The sequence below is a fragment of the Pseudoclavibacter helvolus genome, assembly GCF_049707175.1.
Taxonomy (GTDB): Bacteria; Actinomycetota; Actinomycetes; order Actinomycetales; family Microbacteriaceae; genus Pseudoclavibacter; species Pseudoclavibacter helvolus_A.
Window position 1 is genome coordinate 34,095 of sequence record NZ_JBNAFM010000020.1, and the last position, 13,699, is coordinate 47,793.

A 13,699-nucleotide genomic window follows, 5' to 3' on the forward strand; every position below is an offset into this window, starting at 1 on the left:
CCGGGTGAGGGAATTCGATGCACAGGATGCCGCGAGCAGTGTCTTCGCGCCACGCGAGGACGACCACAAGTACCGCAGGGGTGTCGCCGCGTTCGTGACCGGCTCGACGCACTACCCGGGGGCGGCGGTGCTTGGCACGAGGGCGGCGCTGGCCACCGGAATCGGGATGGTGCGCTACTCGGGCGGGGAGGCGGAGACGAAGGCCGTGCTGTGGCAGAGTCCCGAGGTCGTCGCCGATCTCGCGTCGTTTGATGCGCTCGTGGTGGGCTCCGGGATCGATCCGAAGGACGTCCGCAGGACCAGCGAGGCGCGCGAGGCGCTCGACCGTGCCCGTGAGCTTGATGCCACGGTCATCGCAGACTCAGGTGCCCTCGGGCAGATCGCGAAGCGCGTGCTTGGTGGCCACCACGTTCGTCGGTGCATCCTGACGCCGCACGCGGCGGAGCTGGCAGCGCTCATCACCAAGCTCGAGAACACTGAGGTGCAGGCCGCGGACGTGATCAAGGAGCCGGAGCAGGCGGTTCGTCTCGTCACCGACCGCCTGGGCTGCACGCTGGTGCTCAAGGGACACCGCACCTACATCGCCGGAGACGGGCCGACCATCATCGTGGATGCGCCGGGGGCGTGGCTTGCAACGGCGGGGACGGGTGACGTGCTGGCGGGGGCCATGGGCGCCATGAGCGCGGTCGCCTCAAAACGGGATGTCGCCGAACAGCCCGAGCCGCAGCAGCTTGCGGCAGCTGCGGTGTGGCTGCACGCGAGAGCCGGTTGGCTCGCGTCGCAGTTGAACGTCGGCAACAACGCTGCCATGGCCGACCAGCTCGGGTCGATCGAGGAGCTCAGGCGGCACGGCGCGGGTGCGCCGATCAGGGCCAGCGACGCGACCGCGGTCCTGCCGCGCCTCGTCGGTGCGCTCGTGGCGTCCAAGGCGCGCGCCTGACCTGGGGTAGCTTGTCCGGCATGACTACGTCGTGGATCGCCCGTCACTGGCGAGGCCCTCTTTCGATCGTGACGCTTTGGTTGGCCTTCGCGGGCGTCCACTACGTGCTGATCCTCGTGAACCTCTACTCGCTCTCGAACCCGATGGGCGACGTGTTCCAGGTGTATCGCGGCTGGGTCGACCAGGCGCAGCTCGGGCAGGTGCCCGGACTCGACACGACCTTCGTCTATCCGTTGCCCTCGCTGCTCCCGATGCTGTTGGCTGACGTGGTGGGCGGGCAGGCGAACTACGGTCTCGGTTGGCTGCTCGTCGTCGCAGCTGGCAACGCCGTCGCCTTCGCCGCGCTGACCCTCTGGCGGCCCTCGTCGCGAAACGCGGGGCTTCGCCAGGTTGCGGCGTGGTGGTGGCTGATCCTCATGGCGCTGCTTGGTCCGGTCGCCCTCGGACGCATCGACGCGGTGAGCGTGCCGATCGCGATCCTCGCCCTGCTCGCGCTCCGCCGCCGCCCCGAGATCGCCGGGGCGCTGCTGACCTTCGGCGCCTGGCTCAAGATCTGGCCCGCCGCCGTCTTCGCTGCGGCCTTCATCGTGCTCCGCCACCGACTCTGGCTGGCTGCTGGCGCCGTCGTGGTCTGCGCGGCCGTGCTCATCCCTGCGCTGGCTCTGGGCGGCGGGGCGAACGTCCTTTCGTTCGTGACGGAGCAGACCGGCCGTGGCCTGCAGGTCGAGGCCGTCGCCGCGACGGTGCCCATGTGGCTCGCCTCGCTGCAGGTTCCTGGGTATGACGCCTACTACTCCATGGAGATTCTGACCTTCCAGGTCGACGGCCCCGGCACCGCGTTCGTAAGCGCCCTGCTCACTCCCGTGCTCGCCCTCGCCGTGCTCGGTGTCGTGCTCCTCGCGCTCGTCTCGAAGCGACGGGGGATGCCGTTCACCCGGCTGTTCCCAGCGCTGTCGCTCGCGCTCGTGCTCTCCTTCATCGTGTTCAACAAGGTCGGCTCGCCGCAGTTCATCACCTGGCTTGCCCCGGTCATCGTGTTTGGGCTGATCGTCGATGTCAGGCGCTTCGCGCTTCCCGCAGGCATCGCCCTCTGCATCGCCTGGCTCACGCAGGTGATCTACCCGGGCAACTACAACTTCGTGACCGACGCCCACGCCGCAGGCGTCGCGCTCCTGGCTGGCCGGAACGGGTTGCTCGTGGTGCTGCTGATCTGGGCGCTCTGGGCCATCTGGCCGCGTGGCAGGCGAGGCGTCGGCAGGGCGACAACCGCCGCCACGGCGGCGGGGGCGACGGGGACGTCAGCCGTTCGCGAGCATGGAGCGGATGGCGTCGCCGACGTGGTGGATCTCAAGCAGGAATCCGTCGTGGCCGAAATTCGATCGAATCGTGACGGCTCGATCTCCTGAGTAGCTGTGTTGCACGCCCGCAGCGATGCGGTGCTGCGTCTCGAGCGGGAACAGCACGTCGGTCGAGATGCCGATGACCATCGTCGAAGCGGTGACCTGCGCAAGCGCCGCATCCACCCCGCCACGGTCCCTGCCGACGTTGTGCGAGCTCATCGCGGTCAGGAGCGTGATGTAACTGTTCGCGTCGAAGCGACGGGTGAACCGGTTGCCGTGGAAGTCGAGGTAAGACTCGACGGCGTAGCGGCCCTCGTCTTGCTCGGGGCTGAGATTCGACTGCCAGCTCCTGCCGAAGCGATCGTCGAGCTCGGTTCCCGAGCGGTAGTTGAGCATGGCGAGGCGTCGCGCAAGGGCGAGCCCGCGGTGCGGGCCGAACCCTGCTGGCTCGTCGGAGTAGTCGCCGCCGTTGAAGTTCGGGTCGAGACGGATCGCCTCGATCTGCAGCGTATTCTGGGCGATCGTCTGCGCGTCTGAGGCGGCGGGGGCGCTCATCACGACCAGTCGCTTCGTGCGTTCCGGGTACATGATGCCCCACTCGAGCGCGTGCATCCCGCCCATGGAGCCCCCGATAACGGCTGCGAACTCCGAGATCCCGAGCTCATCAGCCAGCAGCGCTTGGGCGCGCACCTGGTCTCTGATGGTCAGCACGGGGAACGAGGAGCCGTAGGCATTCCCTCGGGAGTCGAGGCTGGCAGGCCCGGTCGAGCCCTGGCATCCGCCGAGCATGTTGGGAGCGACGACGAAGTAGCGGTCGGTGTCGAGCGGTGCGCCCGGTCCGATGATGCCTGGCCACCAGCCGGCCGTCGGATGCCCGCCGCCCAGGAGGCCCTCCACGTGGGAGTCGCCGGTGAGGGCGTGGAGGACGAGGATCGCGTTCGACCGTTCCTCGTTGAGGGTTCCCCACGTCTCATAGGCGAGTCGGATGAGCGGCAGCTCGCCGCCGTGCTCGGGGGTGAAGGCCCCGAGCCAGGCGAACTGCCGGTGGCCGGGGTCGTCGCCGTCGCGCCAGGCGCCCGAGGCGGGCGGCCTCAGGGAGACCGCCCGCAGCTCGTCGTTCGGGATTCTGCCGCTCGGCGGCGAGATGCCGTGATCTGTCCAGTCCATCAGCGCCAGGCTAGCGGCAAGTCCGCGCTTACGCGCGGAGCGAGTCGAGGGCCTGCGAGAGGTCCGCGATCAGGTCGTCGACGTTCTCGAGTCCGACAGAGAGCCGGACGAGTCCCGGGTTGATGCCTGAGGCGAGCAGCTGCTCGGGTGTCAGCTGCGAGTGCGTCGTCGACGGCGGGTGCACGATGAGGCTGCGCACGTCGCCGATGTTCGCGAGGTGACTGAATAGCTGCACCCGGTCGACGAGCTTCCGGCCGGCTTCGACGCCGCCGCGCAGCTCGAAAGACAGGATGGCGCCGGCGCCGTTAGGGGCGTAGCGCTGCGCGAGGGAGTTCCACGGGCTCGAGTCGAGTCCCGCGTAGTTGACGTTCTGCACCTCGGGATTGCCCTGCAGCCAGCTCGCGATCGCCGTGGCGTTCGAGACGTGCCGCTCCATGCGGAGGCTCAGGGTCTCGACGCCCTGGAGGATCTGCCACGACGATGCCGGGGCAATGGATGCGCCGATGTCGCGGAGGAGCTGCACGCGCGCCTTCGTGTGGAACGCGTTCTCGTTGCCGAGCGCCCCCGTGTAGCTGAGCCCGTCGTAGCTCGGGTCTGGTTCGGAGAGCCCGGGGAAGCGGTCCTTGTGCTCGTCCCAGGGGAAGGTGCCCCCGTCGACGATGATGCCGCCGATGACGGCGCCGTGGCCGCCGAGGAACTTCGTGGCGGAGTGGACGACGATGTCGGCTCCGTGCTCGAAGGGGCGGATGAGGAAGGGGGTCGCGATGGTGTTGTCGACGATGAGCGGCACGCCGACTTCGTGGGCGACGTTTGCGACGGCTTCGATGTCGAGGATGTTGACGGCAGGGTTGCCGATGGTCTCGCCGAAGAACAGCTTGGTGTTCTCCTTCGCGGCGGCCCGCCAGGCGTCGGGGTTGTTCTGATCCTCGACAAAGGTCACGTCGATGCCGAGCTTCGCGAACGTGTACTTGAACAGGTTGAAGGTGCCGCCGTAGATGGAGGTCGAGGACACGATGTGGTCGCCGGCGCCGGCAATGTTGAGGATCGCGAAGGTCTCGGCCGCCTGCCCTGACGCCAGCGCGAGGGCGCCGCTGCCGCCCTCGAGGTCGGCGATGCGTGCTTCGAGGACCGCGGTCGTCGGGTTGGTGATGCGCGTGTAAATGTTGCCGGCGCGCGCAAGCGAGAAGAGGTCGGCCGCGTGCTGTGCGTCGTCGAACACGTACGAGGTCGTCTGGTAGATGGGGGTGACGACCGCGTTGGTCGTCGGGTCTGGGGCGGAGCCTGCGTGGATCTGCCGTGTCTCAAAGCTCTGGGTCATGGGTAGCCTCCGGTTCGGCCGCGACCCGACTGGACAGCCGGGTGGCACCGAGTGTGGCAGTGGCGGTGCCCGCAGGCAACGGAATGGGACACAAATCGTCACGCGCTGAGGGATGGCGACATGCGCTCGTGCCACGATGGATGCATGCCTGGAGAACAGAGAACGCGTGTGGTCGTGGTCACGGGAGCAAGCAGCGGGATTGGGAGGGCGACGGTCACCGCTTTGCGCGCCGCGGGGCGGACGGTGCTCGCGACGGCCCGCCGGGCAGACCGGCTGGAGGAGCTCGCCGCGGCGACCGGCGCAGAGATCCTCGCTGGGGACGTCACGGAGGACGCATTCGTGGGGCAGCTCCGGGACCGGGCGGCTGCGTTGGGGGAGGTCGAAGCGCTGGTGAATGTGGCCGGCGGCGCGTTTGGGACGGAGAGCGTCGAGGAGAGCAGCGTCGATGACTGGCGGCTCATGTTCGAGCTGAATGTGCTCGGCACGAAACGCGTCATCACCGCCCTGCTGCCGTTGCTCCGAGCATCGGCGGCGAGCAGCGAAGACGCGTTCCCGCACGCGGATATCGTGACCGTCACCTCGACCGCTGGTCGCGTCATCTACCAGGGCGGCGGCGGTTACGTCGCCGCGAAGGCCGCCGAAGCCGCCATGATCGGTGTCTTGCGGCTTGAGCTCGGGGGCGAGCCGATTCGTGTTATCGACATCGCGCCCGGCATGGTGCACACCGACGAGTTCACGCTCAAGCGGATGCGGGGTGACGGCGAGTCCGCAGCGAAGCTGTATGAGGGGGTTGACCATCCGCTCACGGCCGATGACATCGCGGCCACGATCCGCATGGCCTTGGAGCTCCCCGGGCACGTCAACGTCGACGAGCTAGTCGTGCGCCCCGTGGCGCAGCGCGAGCAGTTCCAGCTGCACCGCGGGCCACTCAGGATGAAGGACAACTCGAAGGAGTCGGGCGAATGAGCATTTTTCTGGTGGGCGGGGGCGACGGCCCCGGCGTGGAGCTCGCCCTCTCGCAGCTCGCGAGCGAGGCCCGGCTGCGCGCCGGCGGTGAGACCCCGGTTGTCGCGATCATCGCAGTAGGGGAGGCGCCTGCGCCGATCGCCGACTGGTTCGCCGACCGCCTGCGATCGCTCGATCCCGGCGTGCTGGCCACCCCTATCCTGGCGCGCAGCACCGAGGCGGGGGAGCCGCTTGACGAGATCGACCTCGCGAGCTTCGCGAAGGCCCACGCCATCCTCGTGGCCGGCGGGCATACGCCCGCCTACCTCGCGGCGCTGGCGCCGCTGGCGACGGACCTCCGGCGCCTCGTGAGCGAGGGCGTCTCGTACCTTGGCTACTCTGCGGGTGCCGCGATCGCCGCCGACGAGGCGATCATTGGCGGCTGGCGCATCGGCGATGTCCAGGTCGCTCCGGAGGAGGCGGGCGAGGGGCTCGACGAGGTCACCCTCGAAGCTGGCCTGGGTCTCGTCGACCTGACGATCGAGGCCCACGCCGCGCAGTGGGGCCTTGTGGCCCTGTGCGCGGCGAGCATCGAGGCGGGACTCGCCGAGCGCATCCTCGCCATCGACGAGGACACGGTGCTGAAGGTTGGCGAGGGAGCCCTCGAGATCCTCGGGTCCGGAAGCGTCTGGCAGCTCACCGCGGGAGAAGGCGGCGTCACGGTTTCGTCGAATCGCGCGTCGGAATGACCCGGATGCGCGGCTTCGGAGGTTTCGGGGAGTTCGACGCGGGCTGGGCTCGCGCGCTCGAGCCCGTCGCAGACGAGATCACGCGGCTCGAGGAGCTGCTTGAGCTCGAGGCGGCGTCCGGCGCCGGGTTCCTGCCCGCGCGCGAGCAGGTGCTCCGTGCGTTCGAGCGCCCTCTCGATGACGTGCGTGTCCTGATCGTGGGGCAGGACCCGTACCCGACTCCGGGCCACGCGATCGGGCTTTCTTTCGCCACCGACGAGCACGTGCGACCGCTGCCCCGCAGCCTCGCCAACATCTATCGTGAGCTCCGCGACGACCTCGGCATCGAACCGGCCGCGGGTGGCGACCTCTCGCGATGGAGTGACCAAGGAGTCCTCTTGCTCAACCGAGTGCTGACCGTCGCGCCTGGCGCGGCGGGGTCCCACCGGAATCTCGGCTGGCAGGCGGTCACCGACGCCGCCATCGAGGCACTCGTCGCGCGCGACAAGCCGCTGGTGGCGATCCTCTGGGGCAAGGATGCGCAGGCGCTGGCCCCGCTCCTGCGCGAGACGCCGCGGGTCGAGAGCCCCCACCCCAGCCCGCTCTCAGCGTCTCGGGGATTCTTCGGCTCCCGACCGTTCTCGCGGGTGAATGACTTGCTCCGCGAGCAGGGCGGTGACCCCGTCGACTGGCGAGTCGAGACGACGACTCGTCCGAATGGGCAACCCCACCTCTTCTAGTCACGACTGGCTCGGGTGACCGGCCAGGCAACCGAAAGGCACACCATGAGCGAGCAGTTGCACGAGCTCGGGGCCGTCCGGCAGCGGGCGCTCCTCGCAAGCGGGGAGCTGTCGCCTGTGGACCTCGCCGGCGCCTACCTCGCCCGGATCGACAGCGACGCGGGCCGCTCAGGCGCGTTCATCACCGTGACGCCGGAGCGTGCGCTCGAACGCGCCCGCCAGCTCGAACAGGACCCATCAGCCCCTACGCTGCGCGGCGACAGGCTCGCGTCGCCGCTCTGGGGCATGCCCATGGCTGACAAGGACCTCGAGCCGCGTGCCGGGGTTCGGACGACGTTCGGATCGCGAGCTTTCGCGGACCACGTTCCAGAGGTGAGTTCTCCGCTCGTCGCGACCATGGACGCTGCAGGTTCCGTCAGCGTCGGAAAGACCAATACGCCTGAGTTCGGGCTTCCCGCCTACACGGAGAATGCGGTTGCGCCACCCGCGGTGACGCCGTGGGGGAGCGGCCTCGGTGCGGGTGGGTCCTCGGGCGGTGCAGCGGCCGCCGTCGCGGCGGGGCTATTGCCCTTCGCGCCCGGCTCTGACGGGGGTGGTTCCATCCGCATTCCGGCGGCAGCGTGCGGCCTTGTCGGCCTGAAGCCCTCGCGGGGGCGCGTGCCTGACGGTTCGGGCATCGGCTCCCTCGCGGGGCTGCCCGTCTCCGGCCCGATCGCGCGGCGCACGGCGGATGCGGCCCTCCTCCTCGACGGCATGATCGCGCGCAGGGCCGATGGCCGCCAGGCGGACCGCAGTGCGCTCACGGCGCCTCCCGGCGAGCGCTCCTACCTCGATGCGCTGCAGGCACCGACGCGCAGGCTTCGCATCGGCTTCAATAGCTGGTCGCCGTGGGCGTCTCGGTACGAAATCACGCTCGACGACAACGTGGCCGCGGCGTTCGAGGCGGCTCAGGAGCTGCTGGTGCAGCTCGGCCACGAATTGACGCCGGTCGTCCCCGCCGATTCGCCCGACTACGTCGAGGCCTTCCGAACGGTCTGGCAGGCAGGGGCCGCTGCGATCCCCGTCGAAGATGAAGGGTTGGAGACGCTCGAGCCGCTCACGCGCTGGCTCGTTCGGGTCGGCCGAACCAAGACGGCTGCGCAGCTTGGGCTCTCGCTCGCATCGTTAGCCGCCTTCGAGCGGAACGTCATCGAGTCGTACTCGGACTTCGACGTGGTGCTGACGCCAACGCTGGCAACGACGCCGAGGCAGCTCGGATGGTTCGATCAGGGCGACGGCGAGCGCAACTTCGAGCAGCAGTGTCAGTTCACGCCGTACACGTCGTACGTGAACGTGACGGGCCTGCCGGCGATCACGATGCCCGTCGCGTGGTCTGACGGCCTGCCCATCGGGGTGCAGGCGATCGGCCGGCCGGGCGATGAGGCAACCCTGCTTCGCCTCGCCGATCAGCTTGAACGCGAACTCGACTGGTCGAGCCGCCGCCCACCTGGCTGGTGACCGAGCGGGCTCGCCGGAAGGTCAGCCGCGTGCCGCTGGACGACGCCGTGGCGGCAGGTAGTTGCCGTCCTCCAGACCCGCCTCGATCTCGAAGCGATTCTTCAGAGGGTCGAAGCCGGCGAGCCAGTACAGGGGCGGGAAGAGGAAGCCGTAGCGCTTCCACTGCTCGACGTGGACTCGCTCGTGTCGGAAGACATGCTCGCCGACGACGTCGCGCGTGAGGTACACGCGGCCGACGCAGGTGCCGCCCCTGCGGAACGCCCATTTCGGCAGCCCGCGGCAGACGATCAGCCCGTCGTGGACCTCGATGCGCCCCGTGGAGAGCGGAATTCCAACGGCGAGGCCAACCGCGGTCGCGGCGTGGTAGCCGAGCCTGGAGATGGGGGAGTCGAGGAAGACGCGCTGCAAGGGATTCACGGGTGGCTGCTCTCGTTCGCTGTCGGCGGTGCGCGGGAGAAGGACGCCGCTGAGACCCGACCGTGTGTGACGGGTCTCAGCGGCGAACGCTGCTCTCGGAGTGCTTAGTAGCTCTGCTCCGGGGCATCGATGGCGGCAGGCGAGCGCTGTCCCTGCTTGAGCGCGGCGAGGCGCGCCTCGACTTCCGTCAGCTTGCCGAGGTCCTCGAGCTGGTTGAACTGCGAGTCGAGGCTCGAGCTCTGAAGCTCCTGCTGGCCTCGGACCAGCGCCTCCTGGCGCCGGACCTTCTCCTCGAAGCGACCAAGATCGCTGGTCGGGTCCATGACGTTGATGCTTCCAAGGGCCTCGTTGACCTTCTGCTGAGCCTCGGCGGTCTTCGCCCGCGCAGCGAGCTGGTCGCGCTTGGCGCCGAGCTGACGCAGCTTCTCGCGCATGCCGTCGAGACCGCCCTTGAGCTGCTCGACGACCTGCGTCTGGGCCCGAATCTGCGGCTCCGCCGTGCGTGCCTCGGTCTCGGACTCGATCTGGCGCGACAGCGCGACCTTAGCGAGGTTGTCGAACTTCTGTGCGTCGACCTCGTCGTTCGCCGCGCGGAGTTCGTCTGCCTTACGGCTCGCGGCGAGGGCCTTGTTGCCCCACTCGTTCGCCGCCTGCACATCTTCGCGGTAGTCGTCCTCGAGCATCCGCAGCTGACCTATGGTCTGCGCGATCGCCGACTCAGCCTCCTTGATGTTCGCGGAGAAGTCGCGGATGAGCTGGTCGATCATGAGCTGCGGGTCTTCCGCGTTGTCGATGAGCGAGTTGATGTTCGCGCGGACGAGCTGGCTGATTCGTCCGAAGATGGACTGCTTGTTGGACATCGGATGCTTCCTTCTTGCTGGTCGGGCCCAAGTGGTCCCTGGTGGATGGCCGTGCGGAGAGGTCAAGAGTGCTGGGGGCGAGGAGCGCGGTGGCGGGACTCAGCGACGCCTCCCGCCGCCGGAGGAGCGGAAGCCGCCGCCAGAGGAGCGGAAGCCGCCCGACGAGCGGAACCCGGAGGAGCCGCCGCTCGAGCGTCTGCCTGAGCTGCCGCTCCAGGAGCTTCCGCCGCCCCAGGAGCTCCTGCTCGACGAGCCACTGTTGCTGATGAGCCCGCCCAGGATCCCGCCCAAGAGCCCGGAGTTGAAACTGCTGTTCGAGTTGGAGCCCGCAGACATGCCCCAGCTCTGCTCGTACCCGCTGCGCTGCAGCTGCACCTGGCTCCTGGCCTGCTCGGTAGCCCGCTCGGCGAGGCTGATCGCGCTCTTCGCGCGCTGCAGCGCCTCCTCTGGGTGCGTCGAGGCGAGCTGCTCGGCTGTGCGCAGTTCGGTCTCGGCCTGTTGGATGCGCGCGCGAGGCTCGCTCTCGACGGCGCCGCGTCGCCCATCGATGAACTGGAGCCCGCCGGTGACTGCTGAACGGGCTTGGGCCAGTGCGACGTCAAGCTGGCGGCGGAGCCCCGCGAGGCGCTCGTGCTCTTGGAGGAGTGATGCGATCGCGGTGTCCAGCGCTTCGTCTGCTTCGCGCAGGCTGCCGAGCATTCGCAGTGGGTCTGCCGCGGAGGCGTTGCCGGAGCGCGCACGGGTGATGGCTTCGTGGGCGGACGCCTGCGCCGCGGCCGCGGCCGCGGCGACGTCCGGCTGCAGCGATGCCTGCTGAACGAGCTGTGCGCTCCGCGCGAGCCCTGCCTCCAACTCGCCGATCTCCTGGCGAATGAGCTGCTCGGCGTTCTCGAGGTCGTTCGCGGCACTCCCGATCGAGCCGAGCACCGAGCTCACCTGCGCGAGCGCGAGCTGTGCGTCGCTGATGTCGACTGCTGCCGGCCCGGTACGCCCAGCCCGCAGGCCGCCGTCGGCGTTCTCCGTCTCGGTGCGAGCGAGCGCGAGCAGCTCTCGGGCGTGCCGCGTGGCATCGTCGACGGTCGAGAGCGCCTGCGCGCTGTACCGCGCTCGGAGCGCTGTGAGCTGCGACTCGGCGCCTTGCATCTGCCCCTCGAGCCGGTCGAGCTCGCCGCGGACTTGCCTCAGCAGCTCAGGGGCGTTGCGCTCCATGTCTCGGAGCTTCTCGAAGCGGGCGGCCTGCTCGTTGACGCGCTGCTCTGCCTGGGCGACGAAGCCGAGGATGGCCTCGTTCATCTGGACCTTCGCGGGCTCCGGTTCAGGCTGGGCGTCGAGGTACTGACTCTGGACGTCGAACGCGCGGCGCAGCTGCTCGCGTGCATCCGCGACCGCAGCCCTGTAATCGGCGACCGGCTCAGCGCCGAATTGCGCCTCGGCGAAGCTCACCTCCTGATCGGCAGCGGTCACGAGATTATCGACTCGCACGAGCTCCCCGGCGGCCCGCTGCGCGAGCTGCTCGAGCTGTGCCTTGCGCTGTGCAGCCGACGCCTCGAGGCTCTTGCGCTTCTTGCGGCGTGAGCTGAAGCCGATGAAGAACGCGAACGCCGCGATCGCCAGAATGATGACTCCGACGAAGATGAAGACCGACCAGAAGGCCGCCGTGCTGGACTGCACGCTGCCGCCGCCAGCGCCCGATGGCGCGGTTCCGGCCCCGGTGAGTTCTTGTCGGAGCGAGTCCGCGGCCGAGATGGCAGCCTGCCCGTAGGCGCCGGCATCGAGATTTGGGGCGATCGCCTGCGCTTCGATGTCGCGGAGTGCACCGTCACCGAGCGGGAAACTGCTGTCGCTGTTGAGACCGAACTCGAGGTCATCGACGCCGACGTAGAGGATCACCGCATCCGAGCCGAGCCCGTTGATCTCTGCGAACTCGCTCGCCCAATCGAATCCGTCGCTTGGGTTGGAGAACCGATCCACGATCGCCAAGTACAGCGTGGCATCGGTCTCTTCCTCCAGGACAGAGATGGCCTGCTCGATGTCGGCAGCGTCGCTGGCGACACGCCCCTCGGGATCGAAGATGTGGCCGACCGGGGAGCCAGGAGCGACGGCGGGGGCTACGTGGGCGGTGGAAGCAGAAGAAGTGATCGGGGAGACCTCGGCGGATGCGGGCGCAACGGTTCCGAAGAGTGCCGCGGCAGCGATGCCGAGGAGAGTGAGTGCACGACGCACGAAGACCCCTTTCCGACCGATCAACGGCCCTCCGTCGTAACGCTAGCGGGGAGTAGCCGTGAAGAACGTGATTGTTGTGGGTGTGGTGGCCTGCCAGGTGAACATGCGGCGAACGGTGCGTTCCGCAGGTGAGCGCTCGGTGACGATTGCACGTCGATGTGTGATTCCGCATGGAGTTCCGTAGAATTGTCGTGCACCGGACAAGCACTCCTTGTCCGGTTTTCACATGAGACACAGGAGGTTCAACGTGCGAAGTGAAGATGTACGCACCAAGCGCTTCAACGCGCTGAAGTTCGATGGCTGCTACGACGTGCAGGAGGTCGACCAGTTCCTCGACCAGGCCGCCGCGACGCTCGAGGCGCACGAGACCGGCCGCCCCGAGGCGGCGCAGATCGCCGGGGCCCACGAGGTCGAGGCCGTCAAGTTCACGTCCCGGGTCTACGAGCGCGGTTACTCGGCTCGGGAGGTCGATGCGTTCCTCGAAGAGCTGGCCTCGACCATCGACAGCTACGAGCGCAACCAGGGCCCGAGCGATGCTCGGGGTGCGTGACCGACCGCATCCAGCATCCGCTCCAGGTGAAACTTGTTAGGCTTACCTAAGCCTTGCCGCATCCCCCACCACCAGGAGCCCTCGCCGTGACAGAAGCCGTCGTCCAAAAGCCCCGCAGGCGCGGACCCACCGTTCGCCTCACCGTGGTTCGCACCGAACGGCTCAGCCGTTCGCTCGTTCGCGTCCACTTCTCCGGGGCTGACCTCGACGACTTCGACCTCGAGCACGCCGACACCTACCTGAAGCTGCACTTCGGCGGGGGTGTCGGCGAGCTCGAGCTCCCGTTCGACCTGCAGGAGCTGCGGGCGACCCTGCCACTCGATCAGGTGCCGGTTCGTCGCACCTACACGGTGCGCGGCATCGACCGTGCCCTTGGTACGGTCTCCGTCGACTTCGTGGTGCACGGGGACGAGGGCGTCGCCGGCCCATGGGCCAGGGACGCCCGTGCGGGCGACGTTATCGTCGCGAGCACCCCGCACGGCGCGTACTCCCCGCAGCCGGAGACCGACTGGCATCTGATCTGCGGCGACGAGTCGGCCCTGCCCGCGATCGCGCGCACGCTCGAAGCGCTGCCCGCCCATGCCAGCGGGGCGGCCCTCGTCGAGGTCGCTGGTGAGGAAGACCACATCGATCTCTCGCTGCCAGAGGGCGTCACATTGACGTGGCTCCACCGCGGCGAGCACGGCGGTTTCGATCGCCAGGTGCTTGCCGGGGCCGTCGAGGCGCTCGAGTTCCCCGAGGGCACGGTCCAGGTCTTCGCTCACGGCGAGCGTGAGCAGATGAAGCGACTGCGCAAGACCTTCGCCGCCCGGGGCATTGAGCGCGCCCAGTTGTCGCTGTCCGGGTACTGGGCGGCGGGTCGCACCGAGGACGCCTTCCAGAGCGAGAAGCGCGAGCCAGTCGGCCAGATCTTTTGACGCCGCCGGGCTCGAGGCGCCCTCGCCGCCCTGGGCCACCCTGGGTCGCCCCGACGC

The 13,699-nt window shown here is 68.7% G+C and carries 13 protein-coding genes; 8 read left to right on the forward strand and 5 right to left on the reverse strand.

Annotated elements, in window-relative coordinates; translation table 11 throughout:
* Window positions 1-4 precede the first annotated feature (4 nt).
* Window positions 5-940 carry an ADP-dependent NAD(P)H-hydrate dehydratase gene (locus ACPYN9_RS14770; protein WP_424467304.1) on the forward strand — a complete coding sequence of 312 codons (936 nt, stop codon included), beginning with the start codon at window positions 5-7 and terminating at the stop codon, window positions 938-940.
* A gap of 20 nt (window positions 941-960) precedes the next feature.
* The gene (locus ACPYN9_RS14775; RefSeq protein ID WP_424467305.1) at window positions 961-2,346 is read left to right on the forward strand and encodes a glycosyltransferase 87 family protein; all 1,386 of its coding nucleotides are present in this window, start codon (window positions 961-963) and stop codon (window positions 2,344-2,346) included.
* On the opposite strand, the gene metX is transcribed toward ACPYN9_RS14775, so the two are convergent.
* Window positions 2,239-3,447: a homoserine O-acetyltransferase MetX gene (gene metX / locus ACPYN9_RS14780; RefSeq protein WP_424467306.1), complete on the reverse strand. Its 1,209-nt coding sequence runs from the start codon at window positions 3,445-3,447 to the stop codon at window positions 2,239-2,241. The genes ACPYN9_RS14775 and metX overlap by 108 nt on opposite strands.
* Before the next feature lie 28 nt (window positions 3,448-3,475).
* Window positions 3,476-4,765 carry a bifunctional o-acetylhomoserine/o-acetylserine sulfhydrylase gene (locus ACPYN9_RS14785; RefSeq protein ID WP_424467307.1) on the reverse strand — a complete coding sequence of 430 codons (1,290 nt, stop codon included), beginning with the start codon at window positions 4,763-4,765 and terminating at the stop codon, window positions 3,476-3,478.
* A gap of 144 nt (window positions 4,766-4,909) precedes the next feature.
* Between ACPYN9_RS14785 and ACPYN9_RS14790 the strand changes: the two genes are divergently transcribed.
* Genes ACPYN9_RS14790 through ACPYN9_RS14805 form a run of 4 tightly spaced genes read left to right on the forward strand, consistent with a single transcriptional unit; the run spans window position 4,910 to window position 8,675 of the window.
* Window positions 4,910-5,731 carry an SDR family oxidoreductase gene (locus tag ACPYN9_RS14790; protein WP_424467308.1) on the forward strand — a complete coding sequence of 274 codons (822 nt, stop codon included), beginning with the start codon at window positions 4,910-4,912 and terminating at the stop codon, window positions 5,729-5,731.
* Window positions 5,728-6,459: a Type 1 glutamine amidotransferase-like domain-containing protein gene (locus ACPYN9_RS14795; RefSeq protein WP_424467309.1), complete on the forward strand. Its 732-nt coding sequence runs from the start codon at window positions 5,728-5,730 to the stop codon at window positions 6,457-6,459. Before ACPYN9_RS14790 ends, ACPYN9_RS14795 begins: the two co-directional genes overlap by 4 nt.
* 5 nt (window positions 6,460-6,464) lie before the next feature.
* Window positions 6,465-7,178 (forward strand): uracil-DNA glycosylase, encoded by a 714-nt coding sequence (locus ACPYN9_RS14800; RefSeq protein ID WP_424467310.1) that lies wholly within the window; start codon window positions 6,465-6,467, stop codon window positions 7,176-7,178.
* Between the two features lie 45 nt (window positions 7,179-7,223).
* Entirely contained in the window at window positions 7,224-8,675 is a 1,452-nt protein-coding gene (locus tag ACPYN9_RS14805; protein ID WP_424467311.1) for an amidase, read from the forward strand.
* Window positions 8,676-8,696: 21 nt separating this feature from the next.
* On the opposite strand, the gene ACPYN9_RS14810 is transcribed toward ACPYN9_RS14805, so the two are convergent.
* The 3 genes from ACPYN9_RS14810 to ACPYN9_RS14820 form a co-directional block, all read right to left on the reverse strand.
* Complete coding sequence (locus ACPYN9_RS14810) at window positions 8,697-9,092, reverse strand: Fe-S oxidoreductase (protein ID WP_424467312.1); 396 nt, start codon at window positions 9,090-9,092, stop codon at window positions 8,697-8,699.
* A gap of 104 nt (window positions 9,093-9,196) precedes the next feature.
* Window positions 9,197-9,952 carry a PspA/IM30 family protein gene (locus ACPYN9_RS14815; RefSeq protein ID WP_424467313.1) on the reverse strand — a complete coding sequence of 252 codons (756 nt, stop codon included), beginning with the start codon at window positions 9,950-9,952 and terminating at the stop codon, window positions 9,197-9,199.
* 99 nt (window positions 9,953-10,051) lie between these two features.
* Window positions 10,052-12,175, reverse strand: coding sequence for a TPM domain-containing protein (locus tag ACPYN9_RS14820; protein ID WP_424467314.1), 2,124 nt, complete (start codon window positions 12,173-12,175; stop codon window positions 10,052-10,054).
* Between the two features lie 247 nt (window positions 12,176-12,422).
* Between ACPYN9_RS14820 and ACPYN9_RS14825 the strand changes: the two genes are divergently transcribed.
* Entirely contained in the window at window positions 12,423-12,725 is a 303-nt protein-coding gene (locus ACPYN9_RS14825; protein ID WP_424467315.1) for a DivIVA domain-containing protein, read from the forward strand.
* An 86-nt stretch (window positions 12,726-12,811) separates the two neighbouring features.
* The gene (locus ACPYN9_RS14830) at window positions 12,812-13,642 is read left to right on the forward strand and encodes a siderophore-interacting protein (RefSeq protein ID WP_424467316.1); all 831 of its coding nucleotides are present in this window, start codon (window positions 12,812-12,814) and stop codon (window positions 13,640-13,642) included.
* The last annotated feature ends 57 nt before the right edge of the window (window positions 13,643-13,699 follow it).

Coding starts and splice junctions, on each gene's coding strand:
- ACPYN9_RS14775 (WP_424467305.1), top strand. CDS start 961: ATGACTACGTCGTGGATCGCCCGTCACTGGCGAGGCCCTCTTTCGATC.
- metX (WP_424467306.1), bottom strand. CDS start 3,447: ATGGACTGGACAGATCACGGCATCTCGCCGCCGAGCGGCAGAATCCCG.
- ACPYN9_RS14785 (WP_424467307.1), bottom strand. CDS start 4,765: ATGACCCAGAGCTTTGAGACACGGCAGATCCACGCAGGCTCCGCCCCA.
- ACPYN9_RS14790 (WP_424467308.1), top strand. CDS start 4,910: ATGCCTGGAGAACAGAGAACGCGTGTGGTCGTGGTCACGGGAGCAAGC.
- ACPYN9_RS14795 (WP_424467309.1), top strand. CDS start 5,728: ATGAGCATTTTTCTGGTGGGCGGGGGCGACGGCCCCGGCGTGGAGCTC.
- ACPYN9_RS14800 (WP_424467310.1), top strand. CDS start 6,465: ATGCGCGGCTTCGGAGGTTTCGGGGAGTTCGACGCGGGCTGGGCTCGC.
- ACPYN9_RS14805 (WP_424467311.1), top strand. CDS start 7,224: ATGAGCGAGCAGTTGCACGAGCTCGGGGCCGTCCGGCAGCGGGCGCTC.
- ACPYN9_RS14815 (WP_424467313.1), bottom strand. CDS start 9,952: ATGTCCAACAAGCAGTCCATCTTCGGACGAATCAGCCAGCTCGTCCGC.